This is a genomic window from Erythrobacter aureus (assembly GCF_003355455.1).
GTDB classification, from domain to species: domain Bacteria; phylum Pseudomonadota; class Alphaproteobacteria; order Sphingomonadales; family Sphingomonadaceae; genus Qipengyuania; species Qipengyuania aurea.
This window is the reverse complement of sequence record NZ_CP031357.1, coordinates 2,209,569-2,230,175: the sequence shown is the minus strand read 5'-3', so window position 1 is coordinate 2,230,175 and position 20,607 is coordinate 2,209,569. Positions and strand designations below refer to the sequence as shown.

At 59.5% G+C, this 20,607-nt stretch carries 16 protein-coding genes and 3 pseudogenes; 9 read left to right on the top strand and 10 right to left on the bottom strand.

Features of this window, described 5'->3' with window-relative positions:
- Nucleotides 1–18 precede the first annotated feature (18 nt).
- Both DVR09_RS10880 and DVR09_RS10875 read right to left on the bottom strand, forming a co-directional pair.
- The gene (locus DVR09_RS10880; RefSeq protein WP_115416946.1) at nt 19–1,707 is read right to left on the bottom strand and encodes a PHA/PHB synthase family protein; all 1,689 of its coding nucleotides are present in this window, start codon (nt 1,705–1,707) and stop codon (nt 19–21) included.
- 94 nt (nt 1,708–1,801) lie between these two features.
- A pseudogene (locus DVR09_RS10875) lies at nt 1,802–3,111 on the bottom strand (FAD-dependent oxidoreductase).
- Between the two features lie 184 nt (nt 3,112–3,295).
- Here DVR09_RS10875 and DVR09_RS10870 point away from each other — a divergent pair.
- A complete protein-coding gene (locus DVR09_RS10870; RefSeq protein WP_115416945.1) occupies nt 3,296–5,515 on the top strand; it encodes an EAL domain-containing protein in 2,220 nt (739 codons plus the stop codon).
- A 63-nt stretch (nt 5,516–5,578) separates the two neighbouring features.
- Nucleotides 5,579–7,414 carry a translation elongation factor 4 gene (gene lepA / locus DVR09_RS10865; protein WP_115416944.1) on the top strand — a complete coding sequence of 612 codons (1,836 nt, stop codon included), beginning with the start codon at nt 5,579–5,581 and terminating at the stop codon, nt 7,412–7,414.
- Between the two features lie 3 nt (nt 7,415–7,417).
- On the opposite strand, the gene DVR09_RS10860 is transcribed toward lepA, so the two are convergent.
- Both DVR09_RS10860 and DVR09_RS10855 read right to left on the bottom strand, forming a co-directional pair.
- On the bottom strand, nt 7,418–7,717 hold the full coding sequence (locus DVR09_RS10860; RefSeq protein WP_115416943.1) for a CcdB family protein: 300 nt from the start codon (nt 7,715–7,717) through the stop codon (nt 7,418–7,420).
- Nucleotides 7,717–7,968, bottom strand: a complete 252-nt coding sequence (locus tag DVR09_RS10855) for a type II toxin-antitoxin system CcdA family antitoxin (protein WP_115416942.1) — start codon at nt 7,966–7,968, stop codon at nt 7,717–7,719. Before DVR09_RS10855 ends, DVR09_RS10860 begins: the two co-directional genes overlap by 1 nt.
- A gap of 59 nt (nt 7,969–8,027) precedes the next feature.
- Between DVR09_RS10855 and DVR09_RS10850 the strand changes: the two are divergent.
- Nucleotides 8,028–8,237 (top strand): annotated as a pseudogene (locus DVR09_RS10850) (elongation factor 4); the annotation flags it as partial.
- Between the two features lie 176 nt (nt 8,238–8,413).
- On the opposite strand, the pseudogene DVR09_RS17930 reads toward DVR09_RS10850, so the two are convergent.
- Together DVR09_RS17930 and DVR09_RS10845 are read right to left on the bottom strand one after the other, a co-directional pair.
- Nucleotides 8,414–8,899 (bottom strand): annotated as a pseudogene (locus DVR09_RS17930) (Nmad2 family putative nucleotide modification protein); the annotation flags it as partial.
- A 27-nt stretch (nt 8,900–8,926) separates the two neighbouring features.
- Nucleotides 8,927–9,391, bottom strand: coding sequence for a hypothetical protein (locus tag DVR09_RS10845; RefSeq protein WP_162814944.1), 465 nt, complete (start codon nt 9,389–9,391; stop codon nt 8,927–8,929).
- Between the two features lie 93 nt (nt 9,392–9,484).
- On the opposite strand from DVR09_RS10845, the gene DVR09_RS10840 reads away from it, so the two are divergent.
- Both DVR09_RS10840 and DVR09_RS10835 read left to right on the top strand, forming a co-directional pair.
- A complete protein-coding gene (locus tag DVR09_RS10840) occupies nt 9,485–10,654 on the top strand; it encodes a nucleoside triphosphate pyrophosphohydrolase family protein (protein WP_115416940.1) in 1,170 nt (389 codons plus the stop codon).
- Nucleotides 10,632–11,390: a uracil-DNA glycosylase gene (locus tag DVR09_RS10835; protein ID WP_199798571.1), complete on the top strand. Its 759-nt coding sequence runs from the start codon at nt 10,632–10,634 to the stop codon at nt 11,388–11,390. Before DVR09_RS10840 ends, DVR09_RS10835 begins: the two co-directional genes overlap by 23 nt.
- On the opposite strand, the gene DVR09_RS10830 is transcribed toward DVR09_RS10835, so the two are convergent.
- The 3 genes from DVR09_RS10830 to DVR09_RS10820 all read right to left on the bottom strand — a co-directional run bounded on the left by DVR09_RS10830 (nt 11,307) and on the right by DVR09_RS10820 (nt 14,583).
- Nucleotides 11,307–12,284 carry a hypothetical protein gene (locus DVR09_RS10830; protein ID WP_162814943.1) on the bottom strand — a complete coding sequence of 326 codons (978 nt, stop codon included), beginning with the start codon at nt 12,282–12,284 and terminating at the stop codon, nt 11,307–11,309. The genes DVR09_RS10835 and DVR09_RS10830 overlap by 84 nt on opposite strands.
- A 240-nt stretch (nt 12,285–12,524) precedes the next feature.
- A complete protein-coding gene (locus DVR09_RS10825) occupies nt 12,525–13,802 on the bottom strand; it encodes a glutamate-5-semialdehyde dehydrogenase (protein WP_435867795.1) in 1,278 nt (425 codons plus the stop codon).
- A 31-nt stretch (nt 13,803–13,833) separates the two neighbouring features.
- Complete coding sequence (locus DVR09_RS10820; RefSeq protein ID WP_115416936.1) at nt 13,834–14,583, bottom strand: pyrroline-5-carboxylate reductase family protein; 750 nt, start codon at nt 14,581–14,583, stop codon at nt 13,834–13,836.
- Nucleotides 14,584–14,831: 248 nt separating this feature from the next.
- Between DVR09_RS10820 and proB the strand changes: the two genes are divergently transcribed.
- Together proB and DVR09_RS10810 are read left to right on the top strand one after the other, a co-directional pair.
- Entirely contained in the window at nt 14,832–16,001 is a 1,170-nt protein-coding gene (gene proB, locus DVR09_RS10815; RefSeq protein ID WP_115416935.1) for a glutamate 5-kinase, read from the top strand.
- A gap of 79 nt (nt 16,002–16,080) precedes the next feature.
- Nucleotides 16,081–16,884, top strand: a complete 804-nt coding sequence (locus DVR09_RS10810; protein ID WP_115416934.1) for an outer membrane protein assembly factor BamD — start codon at nt 16,081–16,083, stop codon at nt 16,882–16,884.
- A 9-nt stretch (nt 16,885–16,893) separates the two neighbouring features.
- On the opposite strand, the gene DVR09_RS10805 is transcribed toward DVR09_RS10810, so the two are convergent.
- Entirely contained in the window at nt 16,894–18,054 is a 1,161-nt protein-coding gene (locus DVR09_RS10805) for a GGDEF domain-containing protein (RefSeq protein WP_162814942.1), read from the bottom strand.
- 143 nt (nt 18,055–18,197) lie between these two features.
- Here DVR09_RS10805 and recN point away from each other — a divergent pair, with 143 nt between their 5' ends.
- Nucleotides 18,198–19,862: a DNA repair protein RecN gene (gene recN, locus DVR09_RS10800; RefSeq protein WP_115416932.1), complete on the top strand. Its 1,665-nt coding sequence runs from the start codon at nt 18,198–18,200 to the stop codon at nt 19,860–19,862.
- An 84-nt stretch (nt 19,863–19,946) separates the two neighbouring features.
- On the top strand, nt 19,947–20,600 hold the full coding sequence (locus tag DVR09_RS10795; RefSeq protein ID WP_115416931.1) for a hypothetical protein: 654 nt from the start codon (nt 19,947–19,949) through the stop codon (nt 20,598–20,600).
- Nucleotides 20,601–20,607: the final 7 nt, after the last annotated feature.

The following is a 20,607-nucleotide window of genomic DNA, read 5'->3' as shown; positions in this document are numbered from 1 at the left end:
GGTTCCTTCGTAAGAGGGTTAACAAGGTTCCATAACGTAGAGACCGGGAGCCGGGTCCAGCGGAGTGTAGTTTTTGTTCCCCAACTTTGCGGGGGCTTTCTTCTTTTCGCCGGCTCGCGCCTGGAGCCATCCCATCCAGTAGGGCCACCAGCTCCCGGCAACTTCCTCAGCACCCTTCAGCCATTCGTCGGCCGTTTTCGGCAGCGTGTTATTACCGTCCTTGTGGACATAATACTTTGCTTTCGGATTGCCTGGCGGGTTGAGGATTGCTTGCATATGGCCCGAATGCGAGAGGACATAGGTTACATCTTTCGATCCGAACAACCGGGTCGAACGGTAGGTGGCCTTCCACGGCGTGATATGGTCGGTCACCCCGCCGAGGATGAAAAGATCGCTGGTCACTTTGGACAGATCGATCTTGTGATCGACCATCTCGACCTCGCCCTTCTTGGTAAAGGCAAGCGTTTCGAAGATTGTCAGAAAATCGCCCATCAGACTGGCTGAAAGGTTGGTCGCATCCGCGTTCCAGAACAGCACGTCGAAAGCCGGCGGGTCCTGGCCGAGCAGGTAATTGTTGATGACGTAGTTCCAGATGAGATCGTTCGGCCGCAGCCAGGCGAAACCGCGCGCGAGGTCGTCGCCCTTGATGACGCCCTTTTTCGCCGCGCGGCGCTTGGCCAGCGCCAGACCGTTTTCGCTTACCAGCGAGCCCGCCTCGATATCATTCTGCTTGGGATGAAGCACGCAGACCATCAGCGTCAGCGCGCCGAGCAGATCGTCCTCGTCCGACGCCATCTTGCTCGCCAGCATCGAGGCGGTCTGACCGCCCGAACAACCGGCCGATACATTGACCTTCTTGCTGCCGGTGATCTTGCTCACCGCTTCCATCGCCTCGCGACAGGAACGGACATAATCGGCCATGTCCCACACGCCCTGTTCCTTGCTCGGATTCTTCCAGCTGATGACGAAAGTCTGGATGCCGTTATCGAGCTGGTACTTTACCACCGACTTCTCGGGCGAGAGGTCGTTGATGTACATCTTGTTGATCTGCGGCGGGATGGTCAGTTGCGGGATCTCGTAGACTTCGTCGGTGGTCGGGCCGTATTGGATCAGTTCCATCATCTCGGTGCGCAGGACCACCGAGCCTTTCGAAGTCGCGATATTCTCGCCCAGTTTGAAGGGCTTCTTGTCAACCTGGCTGACCATGCCCTTATTGTTGACCATATCGTCATAGGCGTTCTTGAGGCCCTTGATCAGGCTCAAACCGCCACTGGTGATCGCCATCTTCTGCGCGCTGGGATTGCCGATCAACGTGTTTGTGGGGGCCAGCCCGTCAATGACGATGTTCGAGATGAAGCGCGCCCGGTCCTTCTCGAGCTCGTCCAGCTCGAGGTCTTCCAGCCAGTGTGCCGCTCCTTTCTGGACGGCCAGATAGTACTGCATGCCCGCACGCATGAAGGGGTTGTATTGCCAGGCCGGGTCCTGGAAACGCTTATCCTTGGGGTGAGGCGCCAGATCGCTCTGGCCGGTCATGATCTTGATCATGTCCTCGCCCATTGTCTGGCTGTGCTTCATGAGGCGTTGCGGGTCGGAAGCCGTTTCGCGCAACATGACCGCGATAGCGCCGAAGATATCCTCTCGCGTCAACCCCACCAGGGGGCCGAGGGCGCTGGTGTGTTGTGCAGCTTCGTCTTCGAGTCTGGCCATGTTGAACGATCTCCCCGGTATTCATTTTGCTTCTTTTCTGGTGCGAGCCTTAGAACGGTTCGCGCGGCGCGGCTGTTCCAGATGTTGGCGCGGCCTATGCGCCACGAGCGGCAATCATGCTGTCGATATCGACGAACTTTTCTCTCGGCGCCCCTTTGCGTGCGGCAGCGATCTCGGCCTCTTCGATCTTCTGCCAGTCCCGGAAGGTGACGATTTCCAGACCTCGCGTTTGGGCCAGTTCGTCAAAGCCTTCGCGGCCGCGCTTGCGCGATCCCCCACCGATGTCCTGGTCGACGATATCGATTACCGAATAGCCATCGGGGCGATTGGTACCGATTGTGCCGCTCGGGCCACGCTTGGCCCAGCCCACGCAATAGAGACCGGGCAGAATGCGCCCTTCGTCATTGGCGAAGCAACCCGCGCGCTCGTCGAAAGGGACCCCTTCCAGCGGAGAAGTGCGGTAGCCGATGCAAGTAACGACCAGATCGGCCGGAACGCTATAGGTCTCCCCTGTTCCGACCGCGCGTCCGGTTTCGACCTTGGTCCGTTCGACCTCGACGCCGGCCACCTTTCCGCCTTCGCTCACGATCGCTTTCGGATTGGCGAAGAAATCGAATTCTATGGCGATGGGTTTCTCACCATGGATGTTCTCGGGATGGCGGCGAAATCGCGCAGGAGCGTGACCGACTTGCGCATACCCGGTTCCAGAAACGCATCATCTTCCAGCGGGGGTAGATCGGCATTATCGACATGCGGGCTTGCTCGGTCGAGATGCAGGAGCTCGCCCAGTTCCTTCGGTGTCATCATGATCTGGTGCGGTCCGCGGCGGCCGAGGATGGAAATCGTCTCGATATTGCTCTCGCGCAGGGCTTCGAGCGCGTGCGCAACGATGTCGGAACCGGCGAATTCGTGCTGCGATTTGGACAGGATGCGCGCGACATCGAGTGCGACATTCCCCATGCCCACCACCACTGCATGTTTGCCCGAAAGGTCCGGATCCAGCTGGGCGAATTCCGGATGACCATTGTACCATCCGACGAAGGCTGCGCTGCCGATGACGTTGCGGCTTCCCGCTCCGTCGATGTCGAGCTGTCGATCTCTGGGGGCGCCGGTGGCAAGCACGACCGCATCGTAGAGCGAGGTTAGCTCTTCCACAGTGATGTCTTCGCCCACCGTGACGTTACCCGCAAAGCGGACCGTATCGCCAATCGCGGTCTTCTCGTAGCGTCGTGAAACCGCCTTGATCGATTGGTGATCGGGAGCAACGCCCGTGCGAATCAGGCCGAAAGGCACCGGTAGCTTGTCGTAGACATCGATAAGGGCATCCTCGCCCCATTTCTTAACCGCCGCTTCCGCCGTGTAATAGCCCGCCGGACCAGAGCCCACGATCGCGATGTGCCGCATGTCTCTCTCCCACAAGACAGACGATCCATGCACATCTCCCGCACCGCTGGCAAGCGACCGTGCCGCGCGGAAGACACTTTGCGGTCATGGTTATCCCTTTGGCAAGGATTTGTCCTTATCTCTGTCAACCGTTGAAGGGCGTAGGACACGAGAGTCAGGTAAGTCCATTGGGAGCTCGATAGGAATGGCAGGATTCTTCTCGCGATCTGCGCGGGCAATTGCCGAAGATGAAGAGACTTCGGGTAATACACCGCTGCGTCCTATCGATGCGTCCGACGCGGCCCGTCGAGTTGAGTTGCTTGACAGTTTCGAGGCTGCCGGGCTGGGCTGGTTCTGGGCGACCGACGCCAAAGGCCGCCTTATTTACCTATCCGAAAACGCCGCGCATGCGCTGGGCTGGACCGACGGGGAGGCTATCGGAAAGCCGCTCGGCGAGCTTTTCATTCCCGAGCAGGCAGACGATCCAGACAGGGCAGAGCGCCCGCTTGCCTTCCTGCTGAGCGCCCGTAACTCCATCAGTCAACTCAACGTACGTCTCGCAGTTGAAGATCAGGAAGTCTGGTGGGAAATCGCGGGTAAGCCGCAGTTCGACAGCAAGCAGCGCTTTACTGGATATCGCGGCAGCGCAAAGGATATCACGGTCGCCCGCGAAAACCAGAAGGATGCGGAACGGTTGGCGCAGTACGATTCGCTGACCGATCTTGCCAATCGCCACCGCATGACCAAGCGGTTGACGTCCACGCTCAGGGCCTTTCGCAATTCCAAGCGCAGCTGTGCGCTGATGATGCTCGATCTGGACCGGTTCAAGCATGTCAACGACACGTTGGGCCATCCTGCCGGCGACGAACTGCTCAAGCAGGTGGCGGCGCGTCTTGGCCGGATCATTGGCGACAAGGGCGAAATCGGGCGGATCGGTGGCGACGAATTCCTGATCATGCTTCCCGACATCGACGATCGCGGCACATTGGGTGAATTGGGACAACGCCTGATCCAGATGATTTCGCAGCCCTATTCGGTGAACGGGACACGAGCTATCATTGGTACGTCGGTGGGAGTCGCCATCGCGCCCTATGACGGACTGGATACCGAAGAGCTGGTCAAGGCTGCAGACCTAGCGCTGTATGCGGCCAAGGGTGGCGGCCGGGGCCAGTACCGATTTTATTCGAGCGATCTCAAAGACGGAGCCAAGCATCGTCGCCAGATCGAAGAAGACTTGCGCGATGCGGTTGAAAATGAACAGTTCTCGATGCATTTTCAACCTCTTGTCTGCACCAAGACGCATATGGTCAAATGTTGTGAAGCGCTTATGCGCTGGGATCATCCCGACCGCGGCATGATTTCTCCGGGCGAATTCGTTCCGGTTGCCGAAGAAATCGGCATTATCAAGAAAATGGGCGAATGGGCTCTCAACGAGGTCTGTCGACAGGCCAAGGCATGGCCGTTGGACTTACGCGTTGCGGTCAACGTTTCCGCCGTGCAGTTCGCCCATGACGATTTTCCGCAGGTGGTCAGGAGTGCGCTCTCCCAAAGCGGTCTCGAACCGGAACGCCTCGAGCTCGAAATTACCGAAAGCGTCTTTCTTGGCGATACGGGCCGTGCCCAGCGTATCTTCAGTGAGCTGAAGGCAATCGGCGTCAAGCTTGCGCTGGACGATTTCGGAACGGGCTACAGTTCTTTGAGCTACTTGCGGAAAGCGCCTTTCGACAAGATCAAGATCGACCAGAGCTTTGTTCGCGGTGCTACCGAGGATGGTAACAACAACGCGGCCATTATGAGCGCTATAGTAAGCCTAGCCGATGCGCTAAATATGGAAACTGTCGCCGAAGGCGTCGAGACGAAAGATGAACTGAATCTGGTTACCGAACGGGGTGCTACCCTGGTTCAGGGCTATATTTTCTCCCGTCCAATGCCGAATGACGAATTCCTGGAAAGCCTCGAGCAGAAGAAGCTGAAATACGAACCGCGCGGACCGGCGAAATATCGCGCGGACCGCAAGACCGTGTTCCGCCGTATCGCTCTTATTCACGACGACAGTCGCTACAGGGTAGTAATGCGTAATCTTTCAAAAACCGGCGCCATGATCGAAGGCTTGCTCGATGTCCCACGGGATACTGAAGTCGTACTTGATCTTGGCGGTGGTCAGCTCGTAGTTGCAACGGTGCGTCGTTCAAGAGGGACGACCCAAGGCGTGGAATTCGAAACGGCGTTGATCAGCGATGGTGCGGACGGTCTATGCACACGTCACCGGGTCTCCCCCTATCAGATCGAGGCCGCGGGACGTCCACTCGCGGCTCTTCCGCACGATCCCTATGCGCTGATAATGTCTGAACGCGTGAATGCGGGGACGCGAAAGAAATTTATGGAGGTCGAGGTCGGAAATCCCAAGCCGGGCACGGGCTACTGATCGCTATCCGGGCGCGCTTTGCTAGCTGACAGGCGGTTTGAGTGCGGCTAAAGGGCGCTCGCAATGACTGACCTTTCCAAGATCCGCAATTTTTCCATCATCGCGCATATCGACCATGGCAAATCCACGCTGGCCGACCGGCTGATCCAGCACTGCGGCGGCCTGACCGAGCGCGAGATGTCCGAGCAAGTGCTTGATAACATGGACATCGAGAAGGAGCGCGGCATCACCATCAAGGCGCAGACCGTGCGCCTCGACTACACCGCCCGCGATGGCGAGACCTACGAACTCAACCTCATGGACACGCCCGGCCATGTCGACTTCGCCTATGAAGTCTCCCGCTCCCTCGCCGCCTGCGAAGGCGCGCTGCTGGTGGTGGACGCAGCCCAGGGCGTCGAGGCGCAGACTCTCGCCAATGTCTACCAGTCGATCGAGCACGATCACGAGATCGTCCCCGTCATCAACAAGATCGACCTCCCCGCCGCCGAACCCGAGCGCGTGGCGGAGGAAATCGAGGAAATCGTCGGCATCGAGGCCACCGGGGCGTGGGAGGAAGGCGGCGCCGTCCTCACATCGGCCAAGTCCGGCATCGGCATCGAGGAAACGCTCGAGGCCCTGGTCAAGCGCATCCCGCCCCCCACGGGCGACCGCGACGCCCCGCTGAAAGCCATGCTCGTCGACTCATGGTACGACCCCTATCTCGGCGTCGTCATCCTGGTGCGCGTGATGGACGGGGTCATCACCAAGGGGCTGAACGTCAAGTTCATGCAGGGCGGCACGCAGCATTTGATCGACCGCGTCGGCTGCTTCACCCCCAAGCGCACCGATTTGCCCGAACTCGGCCCCGGCGAAATCGGCTTCATCACCGCGCAGATCAAGGAAGTCGAACAGGCCCGCGTCGGCGACACCATCACCACGGTGAAGGGCGGGGCGGAAAAGGCGCTCGCCGGCTATAAGGAAGTCCAGCCCGTGGTCTTCTGCGGCCTCTTCCCGGTCGACGCCGCCGATTTCGAAAAGCTGCGCGAAAGCATCGGCAAGCTGCGCCTCAACGATGCCAGCTTCAGCTACGAAATGGAAAGCAGCGCCGCGCTGGGCTTCGGCTTCCGCGCCGGTTTCCTCGGCCTGCTGCACCTGGAAATCATCCAGGAACGCCTCAGCCGCGAATACGATCTCGACCTCATCACCACGGCACCTTCCGTGGTCTACCGCGTCCACCTCGCCCACACCAAGACCGAGGACGCCAAGGTCGTCGACATCCACAACCCCGCCGACTGGCCCGACGTCAACCGGATCGAGACGGTGGAGGAACCGTGGATCAAGGCGGTGATCTACACGCCCGACGAATATCTCGGCGCGATCCTCAAGCTGTGCCAGGACCGCCGCGGCATCCGGACCGACCTCACTTACGTGGGCGGACGCGCGCAGGTGAGCTACGAGCTGCCGCTGAACGAGGTGGTGTTCGACTTTTACGACCGCCTCAAATCGATCAGCCGCGGCTATGCCAGCTTCGATTACGAGCAGATCGGCCTGCGCGAAGGCGACCTCGTGAAGATGAACATCCTGGTCAATAACGAGCCGGTCGACGCGCTATCACTGATCGTCCACCGCTCCGTGGCGGAAGAGCGCGGCCGCGGCATGTGCGAGCGGCTGAAAGATCTCATCCCGCGCCATCTGTTCAAGATCCCGATCCAGGCCGCGATCGGCGGCAAGATCATCGCCCGCGAAACCATCGCCGCCCTGCGCAAGGACGTGACGGCAAAGTGCTATGGCGGCGACATCACGCGTAAGAAAAAGCTGCTGGAGAAGCAGAAGAAGGGCAAGGCGCGGATGCGCGAGTATGGCAATGTGAGCATCCCGCAGGAAGCCTTCATCGCCGCGCTGCGGATGGGGGAGGAGTAGGGATCACACCCCGGTCAGCAGGAAATCCAGTGCGTTGATAATCGCCCGCTCTTCACTCTCGAGAGAACCTGCTTTCTTCCCCAATTCACGCATTTTGACCGCCGATAGAAGCTGCGTCATCAACACAAACCGGCCACCCTCAAAATCAAATACGGGGTTCAGGTTGCGCGCGGGCTTGGGTGCTTCGGATTGCGGGAGCAGAGGGATGACGACCCTTGTGTTGAGATCATCTAGGATGCCCGCCTGACAGGCGACCACCAGAGTTCCGCCATCCTTCATGCGGAAGACATCGAACCGGGACACTAAAACAGGCGCTTCCCTGCAAGCGGAAGCTCGTTTGCTGCGACCCAATCATTTGTCGTTTCAATGGCTTCCCTGTTCTCCTCGATCCACTTGGCAGTTTCGGCCTTATGAATGGCGTCGCCAACGCCTTGTTCGGCCGCTGCCGACGTATTGATTCCCAGCTCCTTCGCTCTTTGCAGGTAATCCGGACGGATCGTCATGCTGGTGCGCTTGCGCGGAACCCGGCGCTCATCGATAAACTGATTGATCATACGACACATCTATATGCGTAAACAATATATATCAAGTGTGCGTAAAAGGTGATCAAACGCAGGCCGCGATCGGCGGCAAGATCATCGCCCGCGAGATGATCGCCGCGCGGCGCAAGGACGTCACCGCCCAATGCTACGGCGGCGACATCACGCGCAAGAAAAAGCTGTTGGAAAAGCAGAAGAAGGGCAAGGCAAGGATGCGCGAGTATGGCAATGTGAGCATTCCGCAGGAAGCGTTTATTGCTGCCCTGCGGATGGGGGAGGAGTGATTGTTCCTTCCATTAGGCATGCCGGTGCTCAACCGCTGGCAAACCGTACAAATGCGCGGAATAAGATGAGTTTTTTGTTGAACGTTACCAATTTTTTGGCGTCCCCGGATCTTAGACCCTTTTAGTGTCTCAAAATACTCCGATACGGCTTCGGCCATTTCCGTGAATATTTTCTCACTGATGTGGCCTTGCGTAGGTGGACATAAATCGACTCCCTCGAAATCACGCAGATGCGCAGGGATTGAGGGCGCGCTGGAACCAAAATAGACGAAGTCGTCGGAGATCAGAACATGATCTGCGCCGGTATCTTTCTCAAGATTGTAGTCGTTCTGCGACCCATCGGAAAGGCTATGATGTGAAAAATGTTGCGAGTATCCTTGACCTTTAGGTTCGTAAATATTGTCCCCGTAGAAGGCCAATTTACTTGCGTCGAGCCTCGGTTTCTTTCGTTCGAAGCGGGGGTCGTGCCAATAGTTGGCAAAGTCCAACTTTTCAGTGACCCGCATCATGAAAATAAGATGGCCGCGCAAATTATTTCCTGACGTTCCGCATCCAACAATTAGATCACCCACACCTGCCACGCGACGGATCGTTGGCTTACAGCAGGCTAACGTGCAGTATCCATAGAAAGGATTCGGGGCAAACCCCCAATCTCTAGCCACGAGATAGGAAAAAACACGCAACTCTTTTCAGCACTTCTTTTGGTGTTCTTTGTCAGCGCTTTCCGCTGGCGACTGGTCTGGTAACTCCCATTGGTCTTCCTCGCCTGAAAGTGCCGAATCCAATTTCGCACTATCTTCACTCACGACACTCGCACCAAAATCAGTAATAGTCTTAGGTAGTTCCTGAACGCCCACGCCAGAAGGCCAAACGCCGAGGATGTCAGCTCCAGCACCTGCGGCACACTGGGCTAGACCCTCGAAACCATCATCATCGAGGAAGGCTTCTGACAAATAGAAAATCACTAAATCTGCTGATTCAATTTTTGAACGAATATTGTCTGGCAGATTGATTGGATCACAGTTTCTGTATTCGTTAAATTGCGCCAACTCGAGCTCGATCAATTCCACAGCATAGCCCTTTGATCCAAGCTCTTTTATAAAGCTTGCCGGATTGGCTTGTCCCTCGATTGCAAACACACACGCCTTTTTCATCGTAAACTCCGGTTGAACAAAGTCGGAACATTGATATTTAAGCTCATGTTGTCAATAGCGACGACACGGCAAAAGGGTTTGGGAGGTCTTTGGATGAGTGAGAATTCAGATAGCGGGACGTTCCTTCTGGCCGATTACATCCAAAAAATTGCAGCCACAGACGGTATGAAGTCAGACATCAGACCGGTCCTGTTCGGTCTTTTTGGCGAGGTCGGTGGAATAATGGCGACCGCAAAGAAGCATCATCGTGAGGGTAACGCTTATTACGGATATCAATTAGCGGTCGAGGAGGAGTTTGGCGATACTTTGTGGTATCTCGCAGCTGTATGCCGCCGCGTCGAAATCAATCTCGAGGAAATCTTCGCTGAGGTAATTTCTGGCACTGGATACACTTCGGTCATCGCTGCAAGCGATCTCACAACGGGTTCGATATCGCGGATAATTTCGCCAAAAGTCGTGCGGGCTATTGATGATGCCCTACTTTCTTTGGGTCAAGCTGCGGCAAATCTATTGGTGATCGGAGAAGAGGCGAACGATCCAAAACCACTACTTGTGGATTTTGTTGACCACTACCTTAAAGCGCTGGAGGTGGCTCAGCTCTCTTTTGCGCAAATCGCGAGATCAAACCTTAAGAAAACAGTTGGCCGTTTTGTAGCACCAAACTCAGCCCATCTACCTATGTTCGACAGCGGTTTTCTTGAAGAGGAGCAGCTACCCGAGAAATTTGAGATAGAAATCCGGGAGCGCGCCACCGGTAGAAGCTATCTTCGATGGAACAACGTGTTTATCGGGGACCCTCTCACGGACAATATCGGCGATCCAGACGGTTATCGTTTCCATGACGTTTTTCATTTTGCGCATGCGGCAATCCTGCACTGGTCGCCTGTTATGCGTGCATTGATTAAGCAGAAGCGAAAAAGCGTGCCCGACTTTGATGAAGCACAAGATAGTGGGCGTGCAATCGTAGTCGAGGAAGGTTTGACTGCGTGGATATTTTCCCGTGCGAAGGATCTAGAGTTTTTCGAAGGACAAGATCGCGTATCGTTCGATATGCTTAAAACAGTCGAAGGCTTTGTAAGGGGCTACGAAGTTCAAGAATGCCCTCTCAGCCTTTGGGAGCGAGCAATTTTGGATGGATATGCGGTGTTCCGCAAAGTCCGCAAAAATGGAGGTGGTGTGGTTGTCGGGGATCGTGCGAATCGCACGATCGAGTATAAGCCCCTCGCTAAGGGGGATGCCGATGAGCCGAGTGGAATTCATTAAGAAACTAAAAGCGCTAACTTTTGAGAATACCTTCAACCCCTATCGCGAGAAGTGCCGATATTTTGACGCAGACGGGGCACCGGTATTTCGAGAGCGTATACTTTCGAAGATGCTTGAAAGAGCGGAAAGTCGTCAATTAGATGCGATTTGGGTTGGTCGTGATCTCGGTCACAGAGGTGGTAGACGCACCGGCCTTGCTCTTACGGACGATGTTCATTTTCATGATCATTTGGCGCGGTGGCAAATTGAAATGCCTCGTCCAACCAGTGGAAAGTTAATGCCGGAGCGCACGGCTACCGCGGTGTGGGATATTCTTTCACGGGTCGAGGCACCGGTTTTTCTCTGGAATGTTTTTCCATTGCACCCTCACGAACCAAACAACCCATTCTCTAATCGTGCGCATACAGCCATGGAACGAAAAGCTGGTGGCGTCTTGTTGGAAAGGCTAATCGAACTTTTGCGGCCACGCCGTTTGATTGGCATCGGAAACGATTCATTCAACACTTTGATTAGATTGAATATCGAACTGCCCATCATAAAGATTCGTCATCCGAGTTACGGTGGTCAAGCAGAGTTCAAAGATCAGATGACAAAGCTCTATCATTTGAAAGAGCGTGATCTATTCAGCCCGCTGATCATCGATCCTCAAGCTTCAATCCCACCCATCGTCCTTGATCGACCGCCAGCGCGGGTTCTCCGGCTTCTCTCCCTCCGCCTCTTCCTCGGGCGGCGGTAGCATTGCTCCGTTGAAGACCATCCCGGCGGCGTCGGCTTCCTCCTGCGTGTCGTAGAGGGGGAAGGGGGCGCCTTTGGCGGCGTCGGCTTGCGTATCGTCCGACACCGGTATGCGCGCGCCGCGGCTGGTGAGGGCGGGGTTGTAGAGTTCGTGGCGGGGATCGTGCCAGGGGCTGTAATCCTCCTCGCGGTCGCGGGCCACCGCCGCGTCATAGGCCTCGCGCGCGGCGCGCACTTCGGGGCTGGCGAGCTTGTCCGATTTCTCGCGCATCGCGTCGATCTTGGCGTTGATCGAGGCGATGGTGATGCTTTCCTGCTCGAGCTGGCGGGCGCCCCATTCCTTCTCCCACTCCTTGCGCCACTGGGCTTTCAGGCGGGCGAGCTCCATCTTGTCGACTGCGTTCATGGCCCTGGGCTTGCCTTCCGCAAAGCGTTCGGGCGCGCGGTTTCTCAGCATGAACATCAGCAGGCGGTCGTTGTAGGCGCGCCGCGTGCCGACCAGTTCGCCGCGGTGATAGACCGGCTCCTCCACGCCGTTCAGCGCGCGGTCCATGGCGACGTCCTCGATCCGCGCGATGCCCAGATCGAGCGCGGCCTCCCATGCCTTGCGGAAGCTGGCGGCCTCCGGGTGGTTGCGCAGCTTGTAGATATGGTGCTCGCCCACGCCCAAGCGGCGACAGGCGGCGCGCACCGATCCGGTTTCGGCGAGCAGTTCGATGAATTGGCGCTGGCGCTCGGCGCTCCACCCGCCGCGCCGCATGCGCTGTCGCGGGACCGGGGTGAAAACGAGGAGGGATGAGGGGGGTGAGGCGCGCGAGTCTGTGTCTTGCGCACCCGCCTCCGCGGGCGCGATATCCTCGTTCTCACGCCCCCCGGGCGGGTGGCCTTCGGCCATCTTCGCTGTCGCTTCGATTCCGCTGCGGGCGCGTGGTCGCGCTTGCCTCCCTGCGGTCGGATGCTTTCTGGTTTCTTCCATCCCCGAGCGTGGAGCAGATTCGGCCCGAGTAGGAAAGTTTAGCGGTTAGCTTAGTCCTACGGCCCGCAGGGTCGCAAGGGCGACCGCCCGCCCGCAGCGGGTGCAGCTTGCTGCACGTCTAGCGAGGACGCATCCACGGAGGTGGGTGCGAAACGCAAACTAATCCCGCGTCTGCCCATCGCCGTGGACGAGATATTTGAAGCTGCACAATTGTTCGAGCCCGACCGGGCCGCGCGCGTGCATCTTGCCCGTCGCGATGCCGATTTCCGCGCCCATGCCGAATTCGCCGCCATCGGCGAACTGGGTGCTGGCATTGTGCATCACGATGGCGCTGTCGATGCTCGTCATGAATGCGCGCGCGGCATCGGCGTCCTCGGTTAGGATGGCATCGGTGTGGTGGCTCGAATACTCCTCGACCCAGGCGATGGCTTCGGCGAGCCCGCCGACCACCTTCACGCTGGCGATGGGATCGAGATATTCGGTGTGCCAGTCCTCTTCGCTCGCGGGCTTGAGCCGGTCGTCGATCGCGACCGCATCGGTATCGCCGCGCAATTCGCAATCGCCCGCCATGGCGTCGGCGAATTTGGGGATGAAGGCCTGAGCCACGGCACGGTCGACCACCACGCTTTCGGTCGCCCCGCATACGCCGGTGCGGCGCAGCTTGGCATTGCGGATGACCTTGACCGCCTTGTCGATGTCGGCCGCTTCATGGACATAGCTGTGGCAATTGCCGTCGAGGTGGAGGAGCGTGGGCACGCTTGCCTGGTCGCGCACCAGTTCGACGAGGCCGCGCCCGCCGCGCGGGATCACGAGGTCGACGAATTCATCGGCCTTGAGCAAGGCGGCGACGGCATCGCGGTCGGTGGTCTGGACGGTCTGCACCGCATCTTCGGGCAGGTCGGCGGCCTTCAGCCCGGCGCGCATGCATTCGACAATCACGCGGGTCGAATGGCGGCTTTCGCTGCCGCCGCGCAGGATCACCGCATTGCCGCTTTTCAGGCACAGCGCGCTGGCATCGGCGCCGACATTGGGGCGCGATTCGTAGATCATGCCGATCACGCCGATGGGCACGGCAACGCGTTCGATGGTCAGGCCGTTGGGCCGTTCGAAACTCGCGAGCTGGCGGCCCACGGGATCGGGAAGTTCGGCGATTTCCTCCAGCGCGCCCGCCATGCCCTCGATGCGGTCCTCGGTCAGGCGGAGGCGGTCGATAAAGCTCTCGGGCTTCTTTCCCTCGACACTCTTCACGTCCTGTCCATTGGCCTCGAGCAGTTCGCCGATGCGGCTGCGCAGCGCCCTGGCAGCTTCGCGCAGGGCGGTGTTTTTCGCCTGAGTCCCGGCAGACAGCAGCCCGCGCGCGGCCTTGCGGGCACGCTGGCCGAGATCGTGAATGTGAATTTGCGGGTCGAGTGTCTGGTCGGTCATGGTCTCTCTCATTCTGTTCGTTCGGGGCGGGAGCCGCTGGGCGTTAGCGCAGCTCGACCGCCCGGTCATAGGCTGCCTTCAACGTATCATGCAGGCGGGTGGACAGGCCACCATCGCCGTTGAGCGCATTCAGCCCGGCAGCGGTGGTGCCGCCCTTGCTGGTCACCGAATTGCGCAAATCCTCAAGGCTGGGCGCGCCCGGTTCGCTGGCCATGGCTATTGCGCCGCCGATCGTGCCGAGCACCATCGCGCGGGCCTCCTCCTCGTCGAATCCCTGCGCCATGGCGGCTTCGGTATAGGCACGGGCGATTTCGAAGACATATCCCGGACCCGATCCGGCCACTGCGGTCACCCGGTCGAGCTTGTCTTCGCTGTCGACGGTTACGGTGGTTCCGGCGCGCCCCATGAAGTCCTGGGCATGGGCGATATGTTTGTCCCCGGCATGGGGGCCGGCGCAGATGCCGCTGACGCCCCGGCCGATGGCGGCGGGCAGGTTGGGCATGGTGCGGATGACCGGCGCATCGCCCATCAGGCACGACAGGCGGGCAGCCGAATAGCCCGCCGCGATCGACAGGACATAACCCCCCGGCGCGAGCATATCGGCATAATCGGCAAGGATATCGTCGATCAGTTGCGGTTTCACCGCCGCGACGATCAGATCGAATTTGCGATCGGCGATTTCGGCGCGGTCGGCAACCAGCGCCACACCCTCGGGGACAACGCTCCCGGCAGGATCGACGACCGTGATCGCCTCGGCGCCTTGCATCCATTGCGACAATAATGCAGAGCCCATCTTTCCGCAGCCGACAATACAAATAGTTTTGATTATGACTAAAATCCGTTTCCGGGCGGTGAGGCCTCTGTTGTTTGTTGTGGTTTCTTAAATATAGAAGGCAATTAAATATATTTTTTGCGCTTCACTGTATCAATTACATACCAGTTCTCTCGTCCTGGATATTTTTCAAATTGCGGTTGTGCACTGCACAAGGGCTATCTACATTGCGTTCGGTAAATTTCAACCCAAGGTAACATTCGAATACCATGACAGATCGGCGAACTATCGTTGTCAAAATCGGTTCGGCGCTGCTCGCCAACCAGGAACTGCTCACACCGCGCTACGGTTTCCTCCAACGTCTGCTGGAAGACATCGCTCAATTACGCGCAGAGGGCACAAGCGTAATCCTTTGTTCTTCGGGCTCGGTCGCGCTCGGTTTGCGCATCATCGGGGAAACGCCCGAGAGCGCCGGGGTTTCCGACAAGCAAGCTGCTGCTGCCTGCGGCATGCCGCTTCTCCTCAATGCCTATAAGCAGGTGGGGCACGAATTCGGCTTCGAGATCGCTCAGGTGTTGCTGACACTGGGCGATTTCGAGGACCATCGCCGCTTCCTCAATACGCGCAATACGGTCCACCGCCTGCTCGAATCCAATGTCGTCCCGATCGTCAACGAAAACGATACGATCACCACCGAGGAGATTCGCGTCGGCGACAACGACCGGCTTGCGGCGAAAGTCGCACAGATGGTCGGCGCGGACGATTTCGTCATCCTCACCGGCGTCGACGGTCTTTATGATCGCAATCCCGACGATCCCGAGGCCCGGTTCGTCCCCGAGGTCGAGGATGTCGGCATGTATATGGATGCCACCAAGGGCAAGAGTACGCTTGGGACTGGCGGGATGGAAACCAAGCTGCTGGCCGCCAATATGGCGCAGGAAGCCGGTGTCACCACCTGGATCGCGCAGGGCGAGGCCGATCGCCCTGTATCGAATGTGCTCAACGGCATGCGGCGCTCCACCAAGATCCTGCCGCACCCCAATCCGCTGTCGGGGTGGGATAGCTGGATCGCCAACCGCCTGCAGATGGCCGGTAGCATCGTGATTGCCGATGCCACGGCCTCCGCGCTTGGCGGTGACCGACCGATCCGCCGGAGCGATGTGATCTCGATGACGGGCGATTTCACCCGCGGCGACGTGCTCCATATCTACGACAGCAAGGGTATCGAGCGTGCCCGCGGGTTGAGCGACTTCACGTCCGAAGAACTCCGCGTGCTGATCGGCAATCCCGACACGCAGGCCGAACAATTGCTCGGATACCGCACCAAGGGCGAGGTCATCCGCAGCGCGAACCTCGTAATGCTCGATAACCGCCATTTGCTGTGGGATGCGCCGGACGAGATCGCCAGCACCGAAGAGCCGCGTTCGGCGGCGGGGTGAGGGCGCGCCTGCGGGGCCGGGGACAGCGGCGCGAACTTCACTTGGCGTTCATCGGGACGCTGGCTATAGGCTGCTTCCCATGAAGACCCAGACCCGCTCATCCACCAAGCTCATCCTCGGCGCCGCGCTCGCGGGTGCGACGCTCCTCACCGCCGGATGCGCGGGCCGCGACAACGGTCCCCGCGATACCGCCTATGTCGCACGCGACGTGGAAACGCTTTACAGGGAGGCCAAGAGCCGGCTCGACATGGGTCAGGCCCAGCTCGCCGCCGCGCTGTTCGACGAAGTCGAACGCCAGCACCCCTATTCACCCTGGGCTCGCCGTGCCCAGTTGATGGGGGCTTTCAGCTATTATGTGGCGCAGGATTACAATAAGGCGATTCAGGCATCGCAGCGCTTCCTGCAAATCCACCCGGGTAACAAGGATGCGCCCTATGCCTTCTATCTGATCGCGCTCAGCTATTACGAGCAGATCAGCGACGTACAGCGCGACCAGAAGATCACCGATCAGGCGCTGATCGCGCTGAACGAGATCAATCGCCGTTTTCCCAGCAGCGATTACGCGACCGACGCCCGGCTCAAGATCGACCTCGTCCGCGACCATCTGGCGGGCAAGGAAATGGAAATCGGCCGCCATTACGAACGCTCGGGCAAGTGGATCGCGGCGCAAATCCGCTTTCAGAACGTGATCGACAATTACGAGACCACGAGCCACGCGCCCGAAGCGCTCTATCGCCTGACCGAGACGAGCCTTGCCCTGGGTGTTCCCGAAGAGGCGGTGAAATACGCTGCCGTGTTGGGGGCGAACTACCCCGGCAATGAATGGTACGAGAAGGCATACGAGCTGGTGCAGGACCACGCCGCGGGCGTCGTTCCCGACTGAGCGCGAGTTTCAGGCCGTGCGTGCCTGCGGTTCGGGGGCTGTATCGTACTCCGTCAGATCGCCATCTTGCGAGGACATTGCCCGGTTGCGGCCTTCGTTCTTGGCCCGATAAAGGGCGCGATCCGCCTGTCCGTAGAGCACGGTCCAGTCCGCCAGTTCCGAGGCCGACCCTTCGGCCACCCCGATACTGGCGGTGACGGCCTCGCCATGCGGCATGTAGGCGCCGCGAATCTCGACCAGCAATTGCAGCGCAATGGCCGTATCCAGGGCCTCGACAGGGGCTAAAAGCGCAAATTCCTCGCCGCCCAGCCGCGCTGCGCAAATCTCGCCGCGTGCATGGATGCGCAGCAATTGCGCGAAGGCGCGCAGTACGTCGTCGCCGACATCGTGACCGTGCCGATCGTTGATCTCCTTGAATCGGTCGATATCGATGACCATCAGGCGCAAGGTCCGCCGACCTTTGGCAAGCTCGAGGAAGCGTTCGATCAAGGCCCGGCGATTGGCCAACCCGGTCAGGAAATCCATGCGCGCCTGTTTCGCCGACTGATGGCGTTCCTCGACCAGGCTCAAAAGCAGGCCCTGGTGTCGCTTCATCATCGTGATCTGAAACGCACCGGCTATAATCATCGAAATCGCGAGAACGAAATCCATTGTCTCGCCGGTCGTGGTGAGTGCGATCGCGGCGGGCACCAGCGTAATGAGCAATACGGTAGGACCAAGACCGCGCGCGGCCATCAGGCAGTACCCGACGGTCAATGCGCCAAGCGACATGATCGCGGGATAATACACGCGTGTTTCCGCCGGGGCTGTCGCCCAGCTTCCCAGACACCAGATGCCGCCAAGCACCGAGGCCGTGAGGCTGAGCTTCCACACAAGGCTGATGACCCGCCGTGCCTCTTCACCACCCTTGTCGCGGTCGGGCGGGGTGCGCAGCGCCACCAGGCCCGTGACGCAAAGCACGAAGATCAGCGCGGGCAGACCATAGGCGATAAACGGGCCTGCCCCAGCGCTTGCTCCGTAAACGCACATCGGCAGGCTGAAAATAAATCCGGCGAGCAGGAGACGCGCCTGGCCGTGCATATGTTCCGCGGTGAGCAGGGTGAAATCCTCACGCAGATGCGTGGGAATTCTAGGCCCGAGGAGGCCAGTGCAAGTGCGAAGCAGGTCCACCGGGAGCACTATCCGGGCAATATGCTAATTCGGCGTTTACGCACCTGCACAAATCGACGCGCAAATCGGTCCGTAGCCAAGCTTGTCGATTGCCGATGATGACATGCTGACTCGACATTGCGCTTTGGCTAGGAAGCGGAAACATGCTGACCCGGCTATCCATTCGCAACATCGTGCTGATCGAGGCGCTCGACCTGGCTTTCGGGCGTGGGCTGGGCGTCCTGACCGGCGAAACCGGGGCGGGCAAGTCGATCCTGCTCGATGCGCTCGGTCTGGTGCTGGGCAACCGCGCCGATAGCGGGCTCGTGCGTGGCGGCGAGGACAAGGCCAGCGTAACCGCGACATTCGAATTCGCCCAATTGCCCGGCGGTCTGGCCGATCTGCTCGACGATGCCGATATCGAGATCGAGGAGGGCGAACCGCTGATCGTGCGGCGGCAATTGAAGGCCGACGGCAAGAGCAAAGCTTTCGTCAACGACCAGTCGGTCAGCGTCGGTCTGCTGCGCGAAATGGCGGGCTATCTCGTCGAGCTGCATGGCCAGCACGACGATCGCGGGCTCGTCAATCCGCGCGGCCACCGTGCGCTGCTCGATCGGTTTGCTGGGGCCGATACCGCGCGGGTCGCAGCGGCCTGGACGACCTGGCGCAGGGCCGAGGATGCGCTGGCCGAAGCGCGCGAGGCGGTGGAGACGGCCAAGGCCGATCAGGACCTGCTGCTCGCGCATCTTTCCGAACTGACCGCGCTCGAACCCATGGCAGGCGAGGAAGCTCGCCTCGCCGAAACGCGGGCGGACATGCAGAAGGGCGAAAAGCTATCGGGCGATCTCGAGGAGTTGCGGCATCTGTGGGAAGGTTCGGAATCGCCGCTCGCGGCTTTGCGGGTTGCGGCGCGGCGACTCGACCGGATCGCGCCCGAGCATCCGCTGCTCGCCGAAGCGCTAGCCAGCCTCGACCGGGCGGTGATCGAGGCGGGCGAAGCGGAAGACCGGCTTGCTTCGGCGGCCGAGGCGCTGGTCCATGATCCGGCCGCGCTGGAAGCGGCCGAAACGCGGCTGTTCGAACTGCGCGCGCTGGCTCGCAAGCACCGCTGCGAAGTCGACGAATTGCCGCGCAAGATGCGCGAAATGCGCACCGCGCTCGAAAGTATCGAGGGCGGGGAAGCGCAGCTCGACGCGCTCGAGGCGGCGGCGAAGGATGCGGGCGCGCGCTACCGCGCCGAGGCAGAGGCACTGCATGGCGCGCGCGTGGCGGCGGCGCTGCGGCTCGACGAGGCGGTCGCGCGCGAACTTGCCCCGCTCAAGCTCGATGCCGCGCGATTCCGCACGGCGGTCACCGAATTGCCCGAGGATAAATGGGGCGCGCAGGGGATGGACGCTGTCGAATTCCTCATCGCGACCAATCCGGGTGCCGCTTTCGCGCCGCTTGCCAAGATTGCCTCGGGCGGCGAATTGTCGCGTTTCATCCTCGCGCTGAAGGTCGCGCTGGCCGAACAGGGCGGGGCGGCGACGGTCATCTTCGACGAGATCGATCGCGGCGTCGGCGGCGCGGTGGCGAGCGCAATCGGCGAAAGGCTCGCACGGCTTTCCGCCGACGGGCAATTGCTCGCCGTCACCCACAGCCCCCAGGTCGCCGCACGCGGGCGCACGCATTACATGATCGCCAAGTCGAGCGACGGCACCGTCACCAAGACCAGCGTCGCGCTGCTCGACGAGGCCGGCCGGCAGGAAGAAATCGCACGCATGCTGTCGGGCGCGGAGGTGACGCCCGAGGCCAGGGCGCAGGCGGACCGGTTGCTGGAGGGGGTGTGATGGGCACGCTGGTTTGGCTAAAGCACCGACGTACTAATACAGCAGTAATCGGGTACGGGACTAATCGAAAATGGATCGTTCAGGATGACTGCCACGGGTCAAAATCAAGATTATGACAGGGACGGTTACGTCCACATACGAAAAATGGTTCCGCGCGAGATCGCGAGTGGTTTTCTGGTGCGGCTAAAGAATGATCTTTCCCGTCAGGGGGTTAGCTTCGACAAACTTGAGAAAATGCAGCCCCTATTGAACCGACCGGCACCGGAACTTTACGGCTATCATTATCCGCCCATGGCAACTTTTCATTGGGGCCTTACCCCTGCGATTTCGCTGCACACTGGGCGAGATTTGCTTCCGACATATGCGTATTTTCGCATCTACCGCAGAGGCGACATTTGTAAGGTTCACGGCGATCGCCCGGCGTGTGAACACAGTTTGTCACTGACGCTTGGCTACTCAGATGACAGAATTTGGCCGCTTGACGTTGCAAATGAGGCGACAGGGAAACCGTACGAAAGGGCTGACGCTTCTTTTCGTGACGACGAATCCTACTCTAGCGCGCCGATGGAGGTGGGTGATGCGGTGCTCTATCAAGGTGTCACTCGTCACCATGGGCGCGTCCTGCCGAACCCGAACGAATGGTCGGCCCACCTGTTCATGCACTGGGTTGAGCGTGATGGGGCCTTTGCCGATAGTGCTTTTGATGGTCAGTCACCACCGGCAAAGGTCACCTTGTGAACGACAT